Genomic DNA, 21,245 nt, shown 5'->3' on the forward strand with positions numbered 1-21,245 from the left:
CGCGCAACGCGGCTGAACGCTAAGCGATTGAAGCCTAATGGATAACCCCGGCCCGCTCACCGCCGTTTACAATAAAGCGGATAAGGGGCATGCAATCACGGGCGAATATGATTAGCATGATAATACTCCCCTGAATAAATACCGCTGAGACCAACATGCGTCCTTGTTCCGACGGCCTCCCCGTCCCGCAACGCTATGGGGCGATCTTCGCCATCGCCCTCGGCATTACCGTATCCGTGCTCGACGGCGCGATAGCCAACGTGGCGCTGCCCACTATCGCGCGCGATCTCAACGCCAGCCCGGCCAGCTCCATTTGGGTGGTTAACGCCTATCAGCTGGCGATCACCGTGTCTCTGCTGTCGCTGGCGTCGCTCGGCGATCTGATCGGCTATCGCCGCATCTATCAGGCCGGGTTGCTGGTGTTCAGCATTACCTCGCTGTTCTGCGCCCTGTCAGACTCGCTGCTCACGCTGACCATCGCCCGCGTGCTGCAAGGCTTTGGCGCCGCCGCCATCATGAGCGTCAACACCGCGCTGATCCGCATCATCTATCCGCAGCGTTTTCTCGGCCGCGGCATGGGCATCAACTCGCTGATCGTCGCCTGCTCCTCGGCGGCCGGGCCAACGGTGGCGGCGGCGATCCTGTCGGTCGCTTCCTGGCAGTGGTTGTTCGCCATCAACCTGCCGATCGGCCTCGTCGCGCTGCTGCTGGGCATGAAGTTCCTGCCGGCCAACGGCCAAAAAAGCGATAACCGCCGTTTCGATCCCACCAGCGCCGTGCTGAACGCGTTGACGTTCGGCCTGCTGATCACCGCCATCAGCGGCTTCGCCCAGGGCCAAAGCCTGACGCTGATCTTCAGCGAGATCGCCGCGCTGCTGGCGATTGGCGCGGTGTTCGTGCGCCGCCAGCTGCGCCAGGAATTTCCGCTGCTGCCGGTCGATCTGCTGCGCATCCCGATCTTTGCCCTGTCGATGGGCACCTCAATCTGCTCGTTTGCTGCGCAAATGCTGGCGATGGTGTCGTTGCCGTTCTTCCTGCAAAGCGCATTGGGCCGCGACGAAGTGGCGACCGGACTGCTGCTGACGCCGTGGCCGCTGGCGATCGTGGTGATGGCGCCGATCGCCGGCCGGCTGGTGGAGCGCGTGCACGCCGGCCTGCTGGGCTGCATTGGGCTGGCGGTGTTCGCGCTCGGGCTGTTCTCGCTGGCGCTGCTGCCCGCAGATCCGTCGAATGGGGACATCATCTGGCGCATGGTGCTGTGCGGCGCCGGCTTCGGCCTGTTCCAGTCGCCCAACAATCACACCATCATCTCCGCCGCGCCGCGTAACCGCAGCGGTGGCGCCAGCGGCATGCTGGGCACCGCTCGCCTGCTGGGGCAAACCTCGGGGGCCGCGCTGGTGGCGCTGATGTTCAACCTGTTCCCCACCTCCGGCACCCACGCATCGCTGATCCTGGCCGGCATGTTCGCCACTCTGGCGGCGGCGGTCAGCAGCCTGCGCATCACCCAATCGACGGCGCAAACGGCGCAGCCAAGCCGCGAGGTGAAATAGCGGACATAAAAAAACCCCGGCGAGCCGGGGTTTTTCCTTTCATTCAGCCGATTACTTCAGGTACTGGCCGGAACGCAGCGCTTCGATACGCTTGTCGAGCGGCGGGTGCGACATGAACAGCTCGCTGAACGACTTGGATTTACCGTTGATGCAGAACGCCATCATGCTGCCCGCTTCCTGCGGTTCGTAGCTGGTTTTCAGGCGCTGCAAGGCGGCGATCATCTTCTCGCGGCCCACCAGCTTGGCGGAGCCGGCGTCGGCGTAGAACTCGCGGTGACGCGAGAACCACATGGTGATGATGCTTGCCAGGATGCCGAACACCAGTTCCAGCACCATGGACACCGCGAAGTAAATCATCGGGTTGCCGTTGCCTTCCCCTTCGCCATCACGGTTGCCCAGGAAGCCGGCGGCGACCTGCGCGATCAGGCGCGAAATGAAGATGACGAAGGTGTTCACGATGCCCTGAATCAGGGTCATGGTCACCATATCGCCGTTGGCGACGTGGCTGATTTCATGCGCGATGACCGCTTCCGCCTCGTCGCGGCTCATGCTCTGCAGCAGGCCGGTGCTGACGGCGACCAGCGAAGCGTCGCGGCGCGCGCCGGTGGCGAAGGCGTTGATGTCCGGCGCGTGGTAGATAGCGACCTGCGGCATGGCGATGCCCGCCTGCTGCGACTGACGGCGTACCGTTTCCAGCAGCCAGTTTTCGGTTTCGTTACGCGGTTGTTCAATCACTTCCCCGCCGACGGAGCGCAGCGCCATCCACTTGGACATCAGCAACGACACGAAAGCGCCGCCGAAGCCGAACAGACCGGCCATGATCATCAGGCCCTGAACGCTACTGGATTGGATTCCTGTCAGGCTGAGCACCAGCCCGAAAACCAACATCACCGCCAGGTTGGTGAGCAGGAACAGAGCTATACGCATCATAAAATGTTTACTTCCTCATAAATGTTAACAAAACGCTGTCTAAGATACCCTAGATCGTATGGGCATTCGTCACAGTTTCAAGAGTCGCGCGTCATTAACCCACTAAAAATACGAAACTTTACAAAAACGACGCGCGATCGGGATTTGGCAAATTGTAAACGATTGTTGCGCAAGGCGGAGGGATTTCTCAGAAAAAATTCTTGGCCCGCGCAAAATGACGTCGAGAAAAATTGCCCGCACACTTTTTATGGCCGCCAGGCTCTCACCGCCTTCGCTCACGCAGCGCTCGCCTCGCCTGACAGGAAAGTTTGAATCCCGCGATTAATTGTTACATTATAACATCACAATTAATCGTAAAGGGATGTCAATCATGTTACCTCGCCTCGTCTGTATGCTGACTGCGTGGCTGCTCTTTTGCCACGTCGCGCAAGCTGAAATCCACCTCACCGACGCAGAAGGACGCCAGGTCACCCTGGCCGCCCCCGCACAACGCGCCTATATCGGCTTTTACTACGAAGATTTTCTGGCGGTGAACGGCCCGGACAGTTTTCAACAGGTGGCCGCCTTCTCTAAAAGCGACTGGGCCTTGCGCACCAGCCAATGGCCGCGTTATCAGGCGGCTCTGCCGCGGCTCGCTCAGCTGGTCGATGTCGGTTCACTCTACAATCAGAGCTTTGACTTCGAACGCCTGCTGACCACGCGGCCAGACCTGCTGATCCTGGCGAAATGGCAGCTCGACGGCTTCGCCAACTACCTGCCGGTGCTGCAACAACTCAACATTCCTTACATCGTCGTCGACTTCAACCAGGGTGCGGAAGTCAAACTCGCCAGCATTCGAGCCATGGGTCAGGCGATGGGCCACCCCGAACGGGCAGAACGGCTGGCCAGCGAGTATCGGCAGAGCCTTGAAGATACTCAGCGGCGTATTCGCGAGGCGCAGCTGCCGCCACCGACCGCTTATATCGAACTCGGCGACAAGGGGCCCGGCGAATATAGCAGCAGCTATGGCGCCTCCGTCTGGGGGCCGCTGTTACAGCTGGCCGGCGCCCGCAATATCGCCGCCAGCGTCGTCGGTAGCCCCGCGCCTTTACGCGCCGACTATGTACTGACCCAAAAGCCGGACGTCATTTTCCTCGCCGGCGGTGACTGGGAAAACATGCCAAACGCCGTACCGATGGGCTACGGCGCACAGGCGGCCCCCCTTCAGGCACGCCTCGCTCAGTACGCCCAGCGTGCCGGTTGGCCGCAGCTGCCGGCGATAAAAGACCAGCGCCTCTATGCGCTCTACCATGGCGGCGCGCGCACGATTTACGATTTTATTTTTGTTCAGTATCTGGCGAAAGCCCTCTATCCGGCCGCGTTTGCCGACGTTGATCCCCCACGCAACCTGGCGCAGTTCTACCGCCAATACTTACCGATAGAGGCTGACGGCGTCTTCCTGCAACGCTGGCAAGGAGAGTAGCCGTGGCCCACACAGGACGTGCGTTTTTACAACGGCGCAGGCTGCGCCGCGGGCTATTGACGCTGGCGCTGCTCGGCGCGCTGCTGGCGGCCGCCGCCGTCGATCTGACCGTCGGCGCCGCGCACCTTAGTCTCTCGGATATCCTGCCCATGCTCTGGCCCGGCTCCACGCCAGGCAACGAGCTGCATCAGGTGGTTTTCTGGTCGATTCGCTTGCCGATGACGCTCACCGCGTTGGTCGTCGGCGCCAGCCTGGCGCTGGCCGGTCTGTTGATGCAGACCGTGCTGGCCAACCCCCTCGCCAGCCCGTATACGCTGGGGATCTCGGCCGCGGCGGGATTTGGCGCGGCGCTGTCGATCATCACCGGATTCAGCTTGGGCGGCGCGCTGGCGCTGGGCACGCCGCTGCTGGCTTCGCTGATGGCGCTGTTGGCCTGCGTGCCTATCTATCTGCTGGGACAGCGCCGCGGCATGACGCCGCAAATTTTGGTGCTGAGCGGCATCGTGGTGCTGTTCTTCTTTCAGTCGCTGCAATCCCTGCTGCTGTTTCTGGCCTCGCCCGAAGCCATGCAGCAAATCGTCTTCTGGCTGTTCGGCAGCCTGCTCAAAGCCAATATGCACGGCGTGGCGATCACCGGCGGCGTCCTGTTCTGCGCGCTGGTCGTCAGCCTGCGGCTGGCCTGGCGCCTGACCGCACTGTCCGCCGGCGAAGAACAGGCCCAGGGGCTGGGCATCAACGTCAGCGCGCTGCGCAAGCTGGCCTTTCTGCTGGCGACCTTACTGACGGCCGCCTCGGTCTCGTTTGTCGGCACCATCGGGTTCGTCGGGCTGATCGCCCCGCATTTCGCCCGTTTTCTGGTGGGCGAGGATCAACGCTATCTGATCTGCATTTCCGCCCTTTGCGGCAGCCTGCTGCTGCTATGCGCGTCGATCGTCGCCAAACTGGTGCTGCCGAACGGCGTAGTGCCCATCGGCATCGTTATCGCCTTAATCGGCGTGCCGGTGCTGTTCTACTTCGTCACCCGACAGGTTAAACGCCCATGACTCAACTGACCCTCACCGGCGTCGGCGTCACGCTGCATCGACGTCAGCTGTTAGCCGACGTTTCATTAGCCTGGCCGGAGGCAAAGCTCGGCGGCATCATCGGGCCCAACGGCGCCGGCAAATCAACGCTGCTCAAAGTGATCAATCGCATGCTGCCGCACAGCGGCGCTATCGCCTACCGCGAGCACCCGCTCGATCCGAAAACCAGCCGCATCGCCTATGTGCCGCAGCTCAATCGCAGCGAGTCGGCGTTGACCGCGTTTGACATGGTGCTGCTGGGCAAGGTACGGCAGTTGGGGTGGCGCGTCAGCGCCGCACAGGCCGACGCGGTAGAACAGGCGCTGGCGGAATGCGGCATTTCCGCGCTTGCCGATCGCCCTTTCAACCGCCTCAGCGGCGGGCAGCGGCAGTTGGTGATGTTGGCGCAGGCCTTCGTCTCTCAGCCGCAGCTCATTTTACTCGACGAGCCCACCAGCGCGCTGGACATCCACCATCAGCTGCGCGTGCTCAATCAGATCGCCGACTACAGCCGGCGTCATCGCTGCATCACGCTGCTGGTGATCCACGATCTGGGGTTGGCACTGCGCTACTGCCATTCTCTCACCTTGCTCGAGCACGGACGCGTCATTTGCCACGGCGACACCCATCAGATGATGGGGCACCCGATGATGTCCCGCGTATTTGGCGTCGGTATCGAAAGCGGCATCAGCCCCCAAGGCTACCCCTTTCTGCTGCCGACACAGCTGTTACACGCACACGGAGAAACCCCATGTACACTCTGACCAAGGCGGACATGCTGGCGCAACTCGCCGGCTTGCAACAGGAAATCCACCAGCTTCACCGTTCCGCCCGGCAAGATCGGCGCCATTTTTCCCTGCTGGAACGGCGCTTCAGCCGCCTGCAGGCCTTTAACGACCTGCCGCAGCTGCAGGCCTATCGCCGCAAGTTGGAAAACGATCGCTCGATAACGGCGCAAATCACCCAGCTGCGAGCGGTGGCCAATGCCGCCTTGTGCGATTACGAGAAGCATCGCGTCGCCACGCTCTGCCGGGAGCCGGCGCAGACCAACGCCTACCTGAACAGTTTCGATAGAGCCCTGCAGCTGGAGATCGCCGCCGCCGACATCAAACCCGGTGAACGGGTGTTGCTGGTGGGCAGCGGCGCCTTGCCCACCACCGCGCTGGCGCTGGTCGCCAGGCTCTCCGCCACCGTCATTTGCTACGATTGCGACCCGGCGGCCCAGCGTTTTGCCCGCCGCCTCACGCGCCATCTGGGGCTGTCACGGCAAATCCCCTGCATCGATAAATTGAACGGCCTGACCGACTGCGACATCGATCACATCATCATCGCCTCTCTGGTGGCGGACAAGCAGACCCTGCTGACGCAGCTGCGGCCTTTACTGCCTCAGCGCGGCAAACTGCTGCTGCGCTACGGTAACGGCCTTAAGTCGATCTTCAACTGCCCTTATCACCATCTGGCTGCCCGTTCACCCTGGCGCGTCAGCGGTAAACCGGTTGCCACCCCGCTGTACGACCTCTTGATTTTGGAGTCTCATCGCCATGAATAACGCCTTTTCTACCCTGATCCTCGGCGCCGGTCCGGCGGCGATCCAATTGGCTGTGGATATCCAGGCCACGGCCGACACGCGCATCGGCCTGTACAATCGCCCCAGCGAGAAAGGGCAACGCCTGAAGGCGCATCTGGCGCACACGCCCACTCTATCTCTGGAAGGCGTCGGCAAGGCGCGGCAGACCCAGCGCGATGCGCAGGTGGCAGTAGACAGCTATTGCGACGATCTGTCGCTCGTCGGCGGCGACTGGCAGCGGCTGATCCTCGCGGTTCCCGCCGATCGCTATTACGACGTGCTGCGGCAGGTGCCGTGGGCCACCTTACCCCACCTGCGTTCGTTGATCCTGCTTTCCCCGTCCATCGGCTCCGGTCTGATGGTGCAAAACCTGCTGCAGGCGGCTGGCCAATCCCACGTCGGGATCATCAGTCTGTCCAGTTATTACGCCGACACCAAATATCAGGATGCGGCGCAGCCCTACCGCGCCTATACCAAGGCCTTCAAACAGCGGATCTATCTCGCGGCCCAAAGCCCGACGCCAGACTCCGCCGAACTCGACTGGATCGTCTCGGTGCTGGCGCGTCACGCTATCGACGCCCGGCGCTGCGACAGCCTGCTGGCCGCCGAGCGCTTCAGCATCACCAACTATGTTCATCCGCCGCTGGCGCTGGCCGACACCACGCTGCAGGCGATATTCCAGCCGCAGGCACCGGTGCAATACCTGTATAAAACCTATCCCGAAGGGCCCCTCTGTCCCGAGGTTATCGCCGATATGCTCGAACTGTCGGAGGATTACAAAAGGCTGCTCAACCATCTCGGCGTCGAAGAGATCAACCTGCTGCGCTTTTTGAACGACGACAGCTACCCGGTTCCCTCCCGCATGGTGAGCCGCCGCTGGATTGACCATTTCCCGCAGCTCGCGCCGGCGGAACAACGCTATGCGCTGTTTACGCGCTATACCGCGCTGCTGGTCGATCCCTATTCCGAACCGGACGCGCAGGGTCGCTACTATGATTTTTCCGCCGTCAGGGTCGCCCGCGTCTTTCAGGATGCTCAAGGTCTGTGGTGCCTGCCGCGCGTGCCGCTGGAAGACGTGCGAAAACTCCGCACGCTGGTCTTGCTGGCGGAGCGGCTTGGCGTCGAGATGCCCACCGCCCGGTGCCTGTTGGCACGCTTTCAGCAGACGCTGCAGAGCTTCGTCACCCGGATCGGCGCCGAGCATTGCCATCATTCGCTGCTGGACGATACCTGCGACGAACAGGCGGCCATCACCTACCGTCAGTGGCGGGGGCAAGCATGAATCAGGGTGCGCTGCTGGCCATTTTCGCCTCGCTGATTTTCAGCGTCATGAATGCGCTGGTCAAAACCATCGCCGACGACATCCCCACCGGGGAAATCGTGTTCTTTCGCAGTAGCATCGGCTGCCTGCTGGTTCTGCTGCTGATGTATCGCCACGGCGTCGCCTTCAGCCGCGAGGACCGGCCGCTGCTGGTACTGCGAGGCACTATGGGTGGGCTGTATCTCATCTGTTATTTTTACAGCATCGCCCACCTCACGCTGGCCGACGCCAGCATGCTGGCCTACCTGTCGCCGTTTTTCTCCATTCTGCTTTCCTTGCTGGTGCTGCGTGAACGGATCAGCGCCAACACCGCATTTTGGCTGGCGCTGGTCATCATCGGCGCCGTACTGCTGGTGCGGCCGTGGCATTTCTCAACGTATACCCTGGCGTCGCTGGTCGGCGTGATGAGCGCGGTGTTCGCCGCTATCGCCTATCTGTCGGTCAACAAGCTCAGCAAACGCCACCACAACTACGAGATCGTGTTCTATTTCCTGTTTATCGCGACGCTGATCTCGCTGCCGCTGATGTGGAACGCCTTCGTCTGGCCCAACGTCTACCAGTTTGCCATCCTGCTCGCCATCGCCCTGGTATCTCTGTTGGGACAGGTTGTCTTAACCCAGGCCTTTTCCTCCGATAACCTGATCGTGGTCTCGGTGGTGCGCTATATCGGCATCGTTTTCAATATTGCCTGGGGCTGGCTGTTCTGGCACGAAGTCCCGCTGTTGCTGTCGCTGATCGGCTGCCTGCTGGTGGTGATTTCCTGCATCCGGCTCGGGCTGCGCCACCGCAAGAAAGCTGTCTGAGCAGCACGTAACCCGGCCATAAAAAAACGCACCCGAGGGTGCGTTTTTCATCCTGCCTGACGCGGCCTTATTTGGCCGGCGTTGGCTGCTGAGCGGGCTGATCTTTTTCCAGATGAGCCAGGTCCAGCGCGATATGCACGGTTTCGTCCAGGTACGGATCCGGTTCCTGGTAATCCTTCGGCAGATCGTCGAGCGATTTCAGCGGCTTCTTGCCCGCACGTTCCAGGCGCTCGTTGATGCGTTTCAGACGGGTCGCATCGTCATCGTGGTTCTCTTTCTCGCGCACGGCCAGATTGAGGGACACGATGTTGCGTTTATCCTTCAGCGCCTTGTAATGCGCGATATCCTGCGCGATGTACTGGAACTCCGGATTCTGCGCGATGCGCTGCTGGTGATCTTTCAGCAGCTCCGGCTCAAACGGCGCCATATCACCGGTCTTGCTGTAGGTCGCCGCATTGATGCTGTCCCACGGCATGGCGTTGTCTTCAAACGCTTCGCCGGTTTCCGCCGGATCGACGCCGGTCGGCATCAGAATGTCCGGGGTTACCCCTTTGCGCTGGGTGCTGCCGCCGTTGACGCGGTAGAACTTCTGAATGGTGTACTGCACCGACCCCAGCGCCGGCCACTCAGGGCGCAGCATCTGATCGTAGATGCGGTTCAGCGAACGGTACTGCTGCACGGTGCCTTTACCGAAGGTCGGTTCGCCGACGATCAGCGCGCGGCCGTAATCCTGCATCGCCGCCGCAAAGATCTCGGAGGCGGAGGCGCTGAAGCGATCGACCAGCACCACCAGCGGGCCTTTGTAGTAGGTCACGCCGTCGGTGTCGGCGTCTTCACGCACTTTGCCGTTGTTGTCGCGCACCTGCACCACCGGGCCGCTCGGAATGAACAGGCCGGACAGCGACACCGCTTCGGTCAGCGCGCCGCCGCCGTTGGTGCGCAGATCGATGATCACGCTCTTGACGTTCTGCTTGGCCATCTTCTGCAGCTGCACTTTCACGTCATCGGTCAGACCGACGTAGAAGCCTGGGATGTCGAATACCGCCACCTTCTCTTTGCCGACGGTCTTGATGGTCATTTTCACCGCGCGGTCTTCCAGGCGGATGCGCTCGCGGGTCAGGGTGACCACGCGGGTTTTGGTGCCCTTGCCGGCCGGCAGGATCTCCAGGCGCACTTTGCTGCCTTTCGGCCCTTTGATCAATGACACCACGTCGTCCAGGCGCCAGCCGATCACGTCCACCATCGGTTTGCCGGCCTGGCCGACGCCGACGATGCGATCGCCCACGGTGATCGCCTTGCTCTTCGCCGCCGGGCCGCCCGGCACCATCGAGTTGATCAGGGTGTAGTCGTCATCCATCTGCAGCACCGCACCGATGCCTTCCAGCGACAGGCTCATCTCGGTGTTGAACTGCTCGGTATTGCGCGGAGACAAATAGTTGGTGTGCGGGTCGATTTCATGCGCGAAGGCATTCATCGCCAGCTGGAAGACGTCTTCGCTGTTGCTTTGCGTCAGGCGCTTGATGGCGAACTGATAACGCTTGGTCAGCGTGTCGCGGATTTCTTTGTCGGTCTTGCCGGTCAGCTTGAGGTTCAGCTCGTCATAGGTGACTTTCGCATCCCACAGGCTATCCAGCTCGGCCTTGTCTTTCGGCCACGGCGCTTTGCTGCGGTCGAGATCGATAGTGCCGTTGCCGGTGAAGTTCATCGGCTTGTCCAGCAGCGACAACGCATAGGTGTATCGCTCGAAACGGCGTTTCTGCGCCAGATTGAACAGCGCGTAGAAGGTGTCCAGCTTGCCGGTTTTCAGCTCTTCGCCAACCTGATTGCGTTTGCCGGCGAACTGCGCCACGTCGGAGGCCAGCAACACGTTATGGTTGTAGTCCAGCATGTTCAGGTAGCGATCGAAGATCTTGCCTGAAAACTCCGCATCGAGGGCAAACTGGCGGTAATGAGAGCGAGTGAAGCGCGAGGTTACGCGCTCACTCACCGTAGCGTGCTGGGGTTCCTGTTGCAGTTGGGGCAGTTGACTAATGCGGATGTTGGCTGTTTCCGCACCGTAACTGACACCCGCCCACAGCAGCCCTGCAATCGCTGTTAATCTGACGAATTTGTTCATGCCTTGGTTGGCCTCCGTATCAGAACTGCAAGTGTTCTGCGCGCACAATCATCGCCAGACCGGAAGAGAGCTGCACACGTACGCCATCTTTAGCGATTTCGAGTACGGTAGCATCCATCGCGCTCTTGCCTGCTCTGACTTTGATTTCCTGGCCAATTTGCAGTTTAGAGATATCCGTGACTGGCGCATAACGCGGCTGGTTTTCCTCTTTTGCTGCACGAGGTTGACGAGCTGGCTGTGGGCGAGTTTGTGGGCGCGGCTTGCGGTTTTCCGGCGCGGCTCCGCCTTCGCGACGTGCAGCAGGCTTTTTACCGGCTGGGCGCGGACGGCGTGGCGCGGCATCAGCAGATTCACCGGCGGCTTCACGTTTTTTGGCGTTTTGTTCGGCACGCTGTGCCTGAACGCGTGCTTTGGCTTCTTCAAGCTGCTGGCGAGCATGATCGACATGCTGCTGCTCCAGTTCACCGCACGGATTGCCGTCCAGGTCGACGCGCTGCGCGCCAACTTTGACGCCGTACAGGTAACGCCAGCTTGAGGTGTACAGGCGCAGGGCAGAACGCAATTGCGTTTTGCTGAGATTCTCTTCCCCCTGCACGCGCTCTACCAAATCCTGAAAAATACCGATTTTCAGCGGACGAGCTTCGCCTTCGGCGCTAAAGCAGAGCGGAAAACGCTCGGCAAGAAAAGCAATGACTTCTTTACTAGAGTTCAACTTAGGTTGATTTTCCATGAAATTTCCTGATTACAACGGTATTGCCAACAAGCCACAGGCATGAACAGGCGTCATTATAATGACGCCATCGGTAATTGCCACGTTAACCGTCGATCAACTTGCCGCTACAGTCACATATTTCGCACTGTCGCACTGTTCCAGTTGCTCACAAAGCCCCGCCACCACTGCTTTCAGGCCCGCTTCATCCTGTTCGTCGAAGCGTTGATAAACCGTGCTGTCGATATCCAAAACGCCGATCACCCGGCCGCCAACCGCCAACGGCAGCACGATTTCCGCATTGCTGGCCGCATCGCAGGCGATATGGCCCGGGAACGCATGCACGTCGCCGACGCGCTGCACGCGATTTTCCGCCACCGCCGTGCCGCACACGCCCTTGCCCACCGGGATGCGCACGCAGGCGATCTTGCCCTGGAACGGCCCCAGCACCAGCTGGTCGCCATCCATCAGATAGAAACCGGCCCAGTTCACGTCATCCAGACGCTCGTTGATCAACGCGCTGGCGTTGGACAGCGCCGCGATAAAGTTGGTCTCCCCGCCGAGCAACGCGCTCAGGTCACGTTTTAATTCCGCGTAGAATTGTTCTTTTGTCATGTGATAACCATTGAAACAGTGAAGATGGCCAGAAGCCCAAAGCTTAGGCCCTATAAAATAAGCATTAAATGCGTATAGCCACAAGGTTAATCATCTGTTGCTTCACAAAACCCTGCCGCTCGGGGTATGTTTGCCGCTCAGAATCCCGGTTTACCTCGTTTTACCGTCCGGCGCCCGATCGCCGGTGACGCGGCCGGTTTATTTTTCAGCTACGCTGACAGTTCCGGCGGGCTCAAGGGCAGCTACTTGTCAAAGATGAAAATACACGCGATCACCGCCCCCCTTTCCAAAGCGCGCCACCAGCGCTGCTGCGAGTGCGACCTGCTGTTCGTGCTGCCGCCGCTCAGCGGCAATCAGGCCGCCTATTGCCCGCGCTGCAACGCCAAGGTGGTGAGCGGCCGCGACTGGTCGATGACGCGCCTGACCGCCATGGCGATCGCCATGCTGCTGCTGATGCCGTTCGCCTTCACCGAACCGCTGATCAGCATCCGCCTGCTCGGCACGCGCATCGACGCCAGTTTGCTGGAGGGCATCTGGCAGATGAGCCGTCAGGGCGATCCGCTGACCGCCAGCATGGTGGCATTCTGTACCCTCGGCGCCCCGCTGACGCTGGCGCTGTCGCTGCTCTACCTGCGCTTCGGCCACGCGCTCGGCATGAACCTGCGCCCGGTGCTGCTGATGTTGGAGCGGCTGAAAGAGTGGGTGATGCTGGACATCTATCTGATCGGCATGGCGGTGGCGGCGATTAAGGTGCAGGATTATGCCGACATCCAGGCGGGCAGCGCGCTGATCGCCTACCTGTCGCTCACCCTGCTCAGCATCCTGACGCTGATCCACGCCAACCTGGAGCAGCTGTGGGAGCGTTACTACCCGCAGGAGCAGCCGGAAGGCCCGCCGACGGCGCTGCATATTTGCCTGTCCTGCCACTATACCGGCTACCCCGACGCGCGCGGCCGCTGCCCGCGCTGCCACGTGCCAATGTGCCACCGCCAGCCTTACAGCCTGCAGAAAACCTGGGCGGCGCTGATCGCAGCGATGATCCTGCTGATACCGGCCAACCTGCTGCCGATTTCCATCATTTACGCCAACGGCGCACGGCTCGAAGACACCATCTTCTCCGGCGTGGTCTCGCTGGCCACCTCCGGCAACGTCCCGATCGCCGCCATCGTGTTCATCGCCAGCGTGCTGGTGCCCTTTACCAAGGTGATCGTGCTGATCACGCTGCTGTTCAGCATTCACTTCAAAACCTCGCACAGCCTGAAGACGCGCATTCGTCTGCTGCGCCTGGTCACCTGGATCGGCCGCTGGTCGATGCTGGATCTGTTCGTTATCGCCTTGATGATGTCGCTGGTAAACCGCGACCAGCTGTTATCTTTTACTATGGGACCGGCCGCGTTTTACTTTGGCTCGGCGGTCATTTTGACTATTCTTGCCGTTGAGTGGCTGGATAGCCGATTGATTTGGGATGCACATGCAACAGGAAACGCCGACTACACCGACTGAAGCGCGGGTCAAGAACAAGCGCCGCATTTCACCGTTCTGGTTACTGCCGTTCATCGCCCTGCTGATCGCCGGGTGGCTGGTCTATAACAATTTCCAGGAGCGCGGCACCACCGTCACCATCGATTTCCAATCGGCGGCGGGCATCGTCGCCGGCCGCACGCCGGTGCGCTACCAGGGCGTTGACGTCGGCACGGTGCAGAAGATCAGCCTGAGCAAGGATCTGCGCAGCATCGTGGTAGAAGCCAGCATCAAAAGCGATCTGGAAGACTCGCTGCGCGAAGGCACCCAGTTCTGGCTGGTGACGCCCAAAGCCTCGCTGGCCGGGGTCTCCGGGCTCGATGCGCTGGTCGGCGGCAACTATATCGGCATGATGCCCGGCAGCGGCAAGGCGCAAACCCACTTCGCCGCGCTCGATACCCAGCCGAAATACCGCCTGAACACCGGCGAGCTGATGATCCACCTGCACGCCGACGATCTGGGCTCGCTCAACAGCGGCTCGCTGGTCTACTACCGTAAAATCCCGGTCGGCAAGGTATACGACTACACCATCAGCGAAGGCAACAAGGGCGTGACCATCGACGTGCTGATCGACCGCCGCTTCGCCCATCTGGTGAAAAACAGCAGCCGCTTCTGGAACGTCTCCGGCTTCAAGGGCGATTTCAGCCTGTCCGGCGCCACGGTACAAATGGAGAGCCTGGCGGCGCTGGTCAACGGCGCCATCGCCTTCGACTCGCCAGCAGACAGTCAGCAGGCCAAAGGGGATCAGAACTATACCCTGTATCCGGATCTGGCCCACAGCCAGCGCGGCGTCAATATCCTGCTGGATCTGCCTAGCGGCAACAACCTGAGTGAAAACCGCACGCCGCTGATGTACCAGGGGCTGCAGGTCGGCACCCTGACCAAGCTGACGTTGCAGCAGGACAGCAAAGTGGTCGGTGAACTGACCATCGATCCTTCGGTGGTCGATCTGATGCGCAGCGGCACTCGCATCGTGATGCGCAGCCCGCGCATCAGCCTCAACGACGCCAAGCTCAGCCAGCTGCTGACCGGCACCACGCTGGAGCTGGTGCCAGGTGAAGGCGAACCGCAGCAGCGCTTCAACGTGCTGGACAGCAGCGAGACGCTGTTGCAACAGCCTGGCGTGCTGACCGTCACGCTGAATGCGCCGCAAAGCTACGGCATCGACGTGGGGCAGCCGCTGGTGGTGCACGGCGTGAAAGTCGGCCAGATCCTGAGCCGCACCCTGACCGCCGGCGGCGTGGTGTTCACCGCCGCCATCGACGCCCAATATCGCGGCCTGCTGCACAAAGACAGCAAATTCGTGGTCAACAGCCGCCTCGACGTCAAGCTGGGCATCGACGGCATGGAAGTGCTCGGCGCCAGCGCCCAGGAGTGGGTAGACGGCGGCGTGCGCATTATTCCCGGCAGCAAGGGGGAACCGGGCGGCCAATACCCGCTGTACGCCAACAGCGAGAAAGCCGAGGAAGGCATCGTCGGCAACGCCCCGGCCACCACCCTGACCCTCAGCGCCACCAGCCTGCCGGACGTGCAGGCCGGCTCGGTGGTGCTGTATCGCAAATTCCAGGTGGGCGAAATCGTCAACGTGCGACCAAAGGCCAACGAGTTTGAGGTGGACGTCTACATCAGCCCGGAATACCGCAAGCTGCTGACCCGCGAAAGCATCTTCTGGGCCGAAGGCGGCGCCAAGGTGCAGCTCAACGGCAGCGGGCTGACGGTACAGGCTTCGCCGCTTAACCGCGCGCTGAAAGGTGCCATCAGCTTCGACAACCTGCAAGGCGTGACGCTTAACAAGGGCGCCAACCGCGTGCTGTACGCCAGCGAAACCGCCGCTCGCGCGGTGGGCAGCCAAATCACGTTGAAAACCTACGACGCCAGCAAGCTGTCGGCAGGCATGCCGCTGCGCTACCTCGGCATCGACGTCGGCCAGGTGGAGTCGCTGCAGCTGGCGCCAGAGCGCAACGAAGTGTTGGCCAAAGCGGTGCTGTATCCGGAATACGTGCAGACCTTCGCGCGCCTGGGTAGCCGCTTCTCGATCGTTTCGCCGGAGATCTCCGCCGCCGGCGTCAGCAACCTCGATACCCTGCTCCAGCCTTATATCAACGTGGAGCCGGGGCGCGGCCGCGAGCTGCGCACCTTCGAGCTGCAGCAGGCCAGCATCACCGACTCACGCTATCTCGACGGCCTGAGCGTGGTGCTCGACGCCGCCGAAACCGGCTCGCTGCAGATCGGCACGCCGGTGCTGTTCCGCGGCGTAGAGGTCGGCACCATCACCGGCTTCTACCTGGGCGCCATGTCAGACCGGGTGCACGTCGCGCTGCGCATCAGCAAGAAGTATCAGCATCTGGTGCGCAACAACAGCGTGTTCTGGCTGGCTTCGGGGTACAACCTGCAGTTCGGCCTGACCGGCGGCGTGATCAAGAGCGGCACCTTCCAGCAGTTCATCCGCGGCGGTATCGCCTTCGCCACGCCGCCGACCATTCCGCTGGCGCCGAAAGCGACGCCGAACAAACACTTCCTGCTGAATCCGGAAGAGCCGAAGGACTGGAAAACCTGGGGCACCGCCATTCCGCGCGATTAAATTTCGCATTTTCCTCAGGGCCCGGCATTGCCGGGCCCTGTTTTTTTCCGCTTTGTGATAAACTCACGCCCTTGTCTTTATTGCACCCTGAGAGTTCGCCCCGTGGCCAAATCCACCGCCGTTTTTCTGCCCCCCGCTTTCCTTGACGCCACCCGCGCCATCATGCCCGCCGAGCTGGCGATGGAAGATTTTATCGCCGCCTGCCAGCGCCCGCTGCGCCGCAGCCTGCGCGTCAACACGCTGAAAATCAGCGTCGCCGACTTCCTGGCGCTGGTGCAGGATTACGACTGGCGACTGGAACCCATCCCCTGGTGCGCGGAAGGGTTCTGGATCGAGCGCGACGATGAAGAACTGCGTCTGGGCAGCGCCGCCGAACACCTGAGCGGCCTGTTCTACATTCAGGAGGCCAGTTCAATGCTGCCGGTCAGCGCGCTGTTCTCGGGCGGCACAGTGCCGAATCGGGTGCTGGACATGGCGGCGGCGCCAGGCTCCAAAACCACCCAGATCGCCGCGTTGATGAGCAATCAGGGCGGCATCGTCGCCAACGAATACTCCGCCAGCCGGGTAAAAGTGCTGCATGCCAATATCAGCCGCTGCGGGGTGAAGAACGCCGCGCTGACCCACTTCGACGGCCGGGTGTTCGGCGCCGCGCTGCCGGAGAGCTTCGATGCCATTCTGCTCGATGCCCCCTGCTCCGGCGAAGGCGTGGTGCGCAAGGATCCGGACGCCATGAGCAACTGGTCGCCACAGAGCGTGGCCGAAATCGCCGCCACCCAACGCGAACTGATCGACAGCGCTTTTCATGCGCTGGCGCCGGGCGGCGTGATGGTGTACTCCACCTGCACGCTCAATGCGCAGGAAAACCAGCAGGTGGTGCACTGGCTGCTGGACACCTACGGCGACGCGGTCAGCGTCGAGCCGCTGGGTGCGCTGTTCCCCGGCGCCGACAAGGCGCTGACCGCCGAAGGCTTCCTGCACGTCTTCCCGCAGATTTACGACAGCGAAGGCTTTTTCGTCGCCCGCCTGCGCAAACAGCGCGCCGTGGCGCCGTTGGCGAAGCCGACCTACAAGGTGGGTAAATTCCCGTTCAGCCCTCTGTCCGGCAAAGAGGCGGCGCTGGTCGCCCAAGCCGCCGCCGCATCCGGCTTAACCTGGGGCGATGACAGCCGGCTGTGGGAACGCGACAAGGAGCTCTGGCTGTTCCCGGCCGAGCTGGAACCGCTGTTCGGTAAAGTGCGCTTCTCACGTATCGGCCTCAAGCTGGCGGAACGTTTCCCGAAAGGTTTCCGCTGGCAGCACGAGGCGGCGATCGCGCTGGCCGGCACCGGCGGCAAAACGCATTTCGAGCTGGACGCCGCGCTGGCGCAAGAGTGGTATCACGGCCGCGATCTCTACCCGGAGCAGCCGCCGGCCGGCGATGAATGCATCGTCACCTACCAGGGCCAGCCGCTGGGCATCGCCAAGCGCATCGGCAGCCGCATCAAGAACAACCTGCCGCGCGAGCTGGTGCGTGACGGAGCGCTGGATTTTCACCTGTGATCGATTTGGTGCCGGGGAGCCGCATTCCCCGGCACCAAAATAACGTTAATAATATTCCTACCGACATTCGTTATTATTCTAATCATTTCCAAGTTGCACTATTCCGCCTCCCCGTCCGTATTTTCCCGCCGGAAAAGAAAAAAGTTTTTGGCCTTTGATCAAGACAATTTCGCGTTCTTATCCTATTAATTTAAATGTAAGTAAATTAATGCGTTCAACTCAGCTCTGGGTGGCGTTTTTGCGGGCTTTCTCTGACACGGCAAGGAATCATGATGAATAAAACTCTGATGGTTTTGACCTCGGTAGCACCTCTGCTGTGCATCAGTGGCACAGCCAACGCAGCGGGCACCATTCAGGGCACGCTGGGCGTGACGATCACCATCGGCGCCGGCTGTGTGGTCACCGGCGGCAACAGTTCCGGCACCACCAACGACTTTGGTTCGATCAGCTTCGGGACTTACTCGTCGCTGGCCAACGTCATCACCGCCAGCGCCACCGGCAGCGGCGGCACCGGCACGCTGGGGCTGAACTGCACTACCGGCACCAACTATACCGTAGCGCTGGACAACGGTCTCAACGCCTCCGGCAGCCAGCGGCGCATGGCCAGCAGCGTGCCGGCCTACATCAGCTACAACCTTTATCAGGACAGCGCTCACGCCCTGCCGTGGAACAGCACCACCGGCGTGCTGACCGGCACCGGCACCGGATCGGCGGTGCCGCTGATCGTTTACGGCCTGGTGCCTGCCGCGGGAACGACCCCGGCGGCCGGTGCGTACAGCGACACCGTCACCATGACCGTCACCTGGTGAGTTCCATCGTCAACGGAGCGCCGTCAGTGCGCTCCGTTATTCATTAAGTAATAATATTCCCACCCGCCTTATCAATATCCCCTTAGTGTTCATGCCCGGTGACACAGCCGCCGCAGCGAACCTGCGACCGCGGTTAAAAATAAATAAAGTTTTTAATCTTTTAGCGCGACATTCTCACGTTCTTATTCTATTAATTAATCTGTAAATAGATTAATGCATTTGACTCATTTTTCGGGCTTTTTGGCAGGCTTCTCTACTACGGCAAGGAACCACGATGAAAAAGACTCTGGCGGCATTAACCTCGGCAGCGCTTCTGCTGTGCGCCTCTGGCACCTCCTACGCGGCGGGCACCATTCAGGGCACGCTGGGCGTAACCCTGACCATCGGCGCCGGCTGCGTGGTCACCGGCGGCACCAGCTCCGGCACCACCAACAGCTTCGGCTCCATCAGCTTCGGCACCTACTCCTCACTGGCTAACGTCATCACCGCCAGCGCCACCGGCAGCGGCGGCACCGGCACGCTGGGGCTGAACTGCACTACCGGCACCAACTATACCGTAGCGCTGGACAACGGCCTCAATGCCACCGGCAGCCAGCGGCGCATGGCCAGCAGCGTACCGGCCTATATCAGCTATAACCTCTACCAGGACAGCGCCCACGCCGTGCCGTGGAACAGCACCACCGGCGTGCTGACCGGTACCGGCACCGGTTCGGCGGTGCCACTGATCGTCTACGGCCTGGTACCTGCGGCAGGCACCACCCCGGCGGCCGGTGCGTACAGCGATACCGTCACCATGACCGTCACCTGGTAAACATGACGCGCCTGGCCGTCACCTGCATGCTGCTGTCGTTGGCGGGCATTTGCCGCGCCGACGTCAGCACCGCGACGGTGGGCGTCAGCGCCACCCTGGTCAAGTCCTGCGTCGCGGGCACCACCAGCGGCGGCAACACCACGTTCGGCACCTTTAACTTCGGCACGGTCTATTTCCTCAATACGGCGATAAAGGTGACCGGCCAGGCGAACGCCGGCGCACTGCAGATCAACTGCAACAACGGCACCAGTTACACGGTGCTGCTCAGCGGCGGACAGAGCGGCAATACCGCCGCGCGCTATCTGCAAAGCGCGGCGGGCGCCCGCGTGAACTACAACCTGTATACCAGCGCCAGCTACGCCACCGTCTGGGATAACGTCACCGGCGTCACCCAGACCGCCACCGGCCAAAGCGTCTGGCTGCCGGTGTACGGCATGATCCCGGTACAAACGACGCCGGCGACGGGCAACTATACGGATACGGTGCAGGTGACGATAAATTGGTGATTAACGGAACGCTGCGCACCCTGCTGCTGGCGGCGCTGATCGGCGCCCCGACGGCCCGTGCCGACACCGTCAGCCAGGGCTTCACGGTCAACGCTTCGATCATCAAAGGCTGCGTGCTCGGCAGCGGCGTCACCAACGTTACCTCGTTCGGCAGCATGAGCTTCGGCCAGGTGGCGTCCTTGAGCAGCCCGATAAAAATCGTCTCTAGCGCCGGCGCGGGCTCCATTTTGATCCGCTGCAATCCCGGGCTCAGCGTCACCCTGGGATTGAACGTCGGCAATAACGTCACCGGCTCCATCGCCGGCGGGCGAAAACTGTTGAACTCGGTGACCTCGGAAACGCTGGTTTACCAGCTCTACCAGGATGCCAACTACGCCGTTTTGTGGGGCGACGGCGGCAACGGCGGCGCCGTCCAAACCGTCTCCTCCACCGGCAGTACGCAAGAAATAAAAATCTACGCCAGTTTAATGGCGAGCAGCACCTTGCCCACCAGCGGCACCTACAACGATACGGTCTTAGTGACGGTGAGTTATTGAGCTTTTAAAAAGGATCACATTATGCGTAGTACTCTGCTCCGCCTGCCCCTGCTGGCAGGATTGCTGTTAGCCGGTCAACCGCAGGCCTTCGCCGCCGCCTCCATTCTGATTTGGCCTATCGATCCGGCGATTGAAGACAACCAGCAGGCGACGGCCCTGTGGCTGGAAAACCGCGACAGCAAACCGGTCTATATGCAGATCCGCGTGCTCGGCTGGCAACAAACCGGCGGTAAGGACGACTACCGCAACCAGAGCGAAGTGGTCGCCAGCCCGCCGGTCGCCACCATTCTCCCCGGCAAACGCCAGCTGATTCGCCTGATCAAGCAGACCCCGGTCGCCGCCGGGCAAGAACGGGCTTACCGGATACTGGTTGACGAAGTGCCCATCAAGGATAAAGACGGCGCAGCGCCCGACAAGGGTGCGCAGATGGGGCTGAAATTCCAGATGCGTTATTCGGTGCCGCTGTTCGTCAGCGGCAAAGGCGTCTGGACCAAGCAAGACTTCGAACACCCGCGCGACTATGCCACCGCCAACCAGCCGAAGCTCAGCTACCGGCTGCTGCAGCAAAACAGCCAGCGCTGGCTCGACGTGCGCAACGACGGCATCGTGCACGCCCGCCTGTCGCAGGTCAGCATCCAGGGCAAGCCGCTCAACAACGGGCTGCTGGGCTATGTGCTGCCGGGTTCGCAAATGCGCTTTGCCCTGCCGCCTTCGGGCAGTTTCGCCGCCGGCAAGCTGCAGGCGATGGTCAATGACAATAAGCAACCCGTAACCATTCCGTCTTACTGAGCCTGAGGTGCAGGTGAAG

The 21,245-nt window shown here is 61.4% G+C and carries 19 protein-coding genes; 15 read left to right on the forward strand and 4 right to left on the reverse strand.

Translation table 11 applies throughout. The annotated features are described in order from the left end of the window. Nucleotides 1-155: 155 nt before the first annotated feature. Nucleotides 156-1,550, forward strand: coding sequence for an MFS transporter (locus ACJ8HT_RS17400; protein ID WP_197653397.1), 1,395 nt, complete (start codon nucleotides 156-158; stop codon nucleotides 1,548-1,550). A gap of 51 nt (nucleotides 1,551-1,601) precedes the next feature. Here the strand turns inward: ACJ8HT_RS17400 and htpX are convergent, their stop codons facing one another. Next, nucleotides 1,602-2,480 carry a protease HtpX gene (gene htpX / locus ACJ8HT_RS17405; protein ID WP_033638291.1) on the reverse strand — a complete coding sequence of 293 codons (879 nt, stop codon included), beginning with the start codon at nucleotides 2,478-2,480 and terminating at the stop codon, nucleotides 1,602-1,604. A gap of 370 nt (nucleotides 2,481-2,850) precedes the next feature. Between htpX and ACJ8HT_RS17410 the strand changes: the two genes are divergently transcribed. Genes ACJ8HT_RS17410 through ACJ8HT_RS17435 form a run of 6 tightly spaced genes read left to right on the forward strand, consistent with a single transcriptional unit; the run spans nucleotide 2,851 to nucleotide 8,694 of the window. Next, nucleotides 2,851-3,942: an ABC transporter substrate-binding protein gene (locus tag ACJ8HT_RS17410; RefSeq protein WP_197653396.1), complete on the forward strand. Its 1,092-nt coding sequence runs from the start codon at nucleotides 2,851-2,853 to the stop codon at nucleotides 3,940-3,942. A gap of 2 nt (nucleotides 3,943-3,944) precedes the next feature. Next, on the forward strand, nucleotides 3,945-4,985 hold the full coding sequence (locus tag ACJ8HT_RS17415) for a FecCD family ABC transporter permease (protein ID WP_341534835.1): 1,041 nt from the start codon (nucleotides 3,945-3,947) through the stop codon (nucleotides 4,983-4,985). Next, complete coding sequence (locus ACJ8HT_RS17420; RefSeq protein ID WP_197653395.1) at nucleotides 4,982-5,767, forward strand: ABC transporter ATP-binding protein; 786 nt, start codon at nucleotides 4,982-4,984, stop codon at nucleotides 5,765-5,767. The genes ACJ8HT_RS17415 and ACJ8HT_RS17420 overlap by 4 nt, the downstream gene beginning before the upstream one ends. Then, entirely contained in the window at nucleotides 5,755-6,552 is a 798-nt protein-coding gene (locus tag ACJ8HT_RS17425) for a class I SAM-dependent methyltransferase (protein ID WP_197653394.1), read from the forward strand. Before ACJ8HT_RS17420 ends, ACJ8HT_RS17425 begins: the two co-directional genes overlap by 13 nt. Continuing rightward, nucleotides 6,545-7,852, forward strand: a complete 1,308-nt coding sequence (locus ACJ8HT_RS17430; protein ID WP_197653393.1) for an opine metallophore biosynthesis dehydrogenase — start codon at nucleotides 6,545-6,547, stop codon at nucleotides 7,850-7,852. The genes ACJ8HT_RS17425 and ACJ8HT_RS17430 overlap by 8 nt, the downstream gene beginning before the upstream one ends. Next, on the forward strand, nucleotides 7,849-8,694 hold the full coding sequence (locus ACJ8HT_RS17435) for a DMT family transporter (protein WP_197653392.1): 846 nt from the start codon (nucleotides 7,849-7,851) through the stop codon (nucleotides 8,692-8,694). The genes ACJ8HT_RS17430 and ACJ8HT_RS17435 overlap by 4 nt, the downstream gene beginning before the upstream one ends. Nucleotides 8,695-8,761: 67 nt before the next feature. On the opposite strand, the gene prc is transcribed toward ACJ8HT_RS17435, so the two are convergent. The 3 genes from prc to ACJ8HT_RS17450 form a co-directional block, all read right to left on the reverse strand. Beyond that, nucleotides 8,762-10,810 (reverse strand): carboxy terminal-processing peptidase, encoded by a 2,049-nt coding sequence (prc, locus tag ACJ8HT_RS17440; RefSeq protein ID WP_126180030.1) that lies wholly within the window; start codon nucleotides 10,808-10,810, stop codon nucleotides 8,762-8,764. Nucleotides 10,811-10,829: 19 nt separating this feature from the next. Then, the gene (gene proQ, locus ACJ8HT_RS17445; protein WP_033638287.1) at nucleotides 10,830-11,540 is read right to left on the reverse strand and encodes an RNA chaperone ProQ; all 711 of its coding nucleotides are present in this window, start codon (nucleotides 11,538-11,540) and stop codon (nucleotides 10,830-10,832) included. 96 nt (nucleotides 11,541-11,636) lie between these two features. Continuing rightward, a complete protein-coding gene (locus ACJ8HT_RS17450; protein ID WP_038877659.1) occupies nucleotides 11,637-12,134 on the reverse strand; it encodes a GAF domain-containing protein in 498 nt (165 codons plus the stop codon). A 255-nt stretch (nucleotides 12,135-12,389) separates the two neighbouring features. On the opposite strand from ACJ8HT_RS17450, the gene yebS reads away from it, so the two are divergent. The 8 genes from yebS (at nucleotide 12,390) to ACJ8HT_RS17490 (ending at nucleotide 21,226) form a co-directional block, all read left to right on the forward strand. After that, entirely contained in the window at nucleotides 12,390-13,637 is a 1,248-nt protein-coding gene (yebS, locus tag ACJ8HT_RS17455; RefSeq protein ID WP_197653391.1) for a membrane integrity lipid transport subunit YebS, read from the forward strand. Then, nucleotides 13,606-16,236 (forward strand): PqiB family protein, encoded by a 2,631-nt coding sequence (locus tag ACJ8HT_RS17460; protein ID WP_197653390.1) that lies wholly within the window; start codon nucleotides 13,606-13,608, stop codon nucleotides 16,234-16,236. The genes yebS and ACJ8HT_RS17460 overlap by 32 nt, the downstream gene beginning before the upstream one ends. Nucleotides 16,237-16,338: 102 nt before the next feature. After that, nucleotides 16,339-17,775: a 16S rRNA (cytosine(1407)-C(5))-methyltransferase RsmF gene (gene rsmF, locus ACJ8HT_RS17465; protein WP_197653389.1), complete on the forward strand. Its 1,437-nt coding sequence runs from the start codon at nucleotides 16,339-16,341 to the stop codon at nucleotides 17,773-17,775. 272 nt (nucleotides 17,776-18,047) lie between these two features. Beyond that, nucleotides 18,048-18,584, forward strand: a complete 537-nt coding sequence (locus ACJ8HT_RS17470; RefSeq protein ID WP_174137153.1) for a Csu type fimbrial protein — start codon at nucleotides 18,048-18,050, stop codon at nucleotides 18,582-18,584. Between the two features lie 274 nt (nucleotides 18,585-18,858). Beyond that, on the forward strand, nucleotides 18,859-19,395 hold the full coding sequence (locus tag ACJ8HT_RS17475) for a Csu type fimbrial protein (RefSeq protein ID WP_060440090.1): 537 nt from the start codon (nucleotides 18,859-18,861) through the stop codon (nucleotides 19,393-19,395). A gap of 2 nt (nucleotides 19,396-19,397) precedes the next feature. Beyond that, nucleotides 19,398-19,901, forward strand: coding sequence for a Csu type fimbrial protein (locus ACJ8HT_RS17480; protein WP_049201712.1), 504 nt, complete (start codon nucleotides 19,398-19,400; stop codon nucleotides 19,899-19,901). Next, on the forward strand, nucleotides 19,895-20,437 hold the full coding sequence (locus tag ACJ8HT_RS17485) for a Csu type fimbrial protein (protein WP_038882152.1): 543 nt from the start codon (nucleotides 19,895-19,897) through the stop codon (nucleotides 20,435-20,437). The genes ACJ8HT_RS17480 and ACJ8HT_RS17485 overlap by 7 nt, the downstream gene beginning before the upstream one ends. A gap of 21 nt (nucleotides 20,438-20,458) precedes the next feature. Continuing rightward, a complete protein-coding gene (locus ACJ8HT_RS17490; protein WP_049201714.1) occupies nucleotides 20,459-21,226 on the forward strand; it encodes a fimbrial biogenesis chaperone in 768 nt (255 codons plus the stop codon). Nucleotides 21,227-21,245 lie beyond the last annotated feature (19 nt).

The sequence above is a fragment of the Serratia sp. CY44782 genome, from assembly GCF_052168715.1.
Taxonomy (GTDB): Bacteria; Pseudomonadota; Gammaproteobacteria; order Enterobacterales; family Enterobacteriaceae; genus Serratia; species Serratia nevei.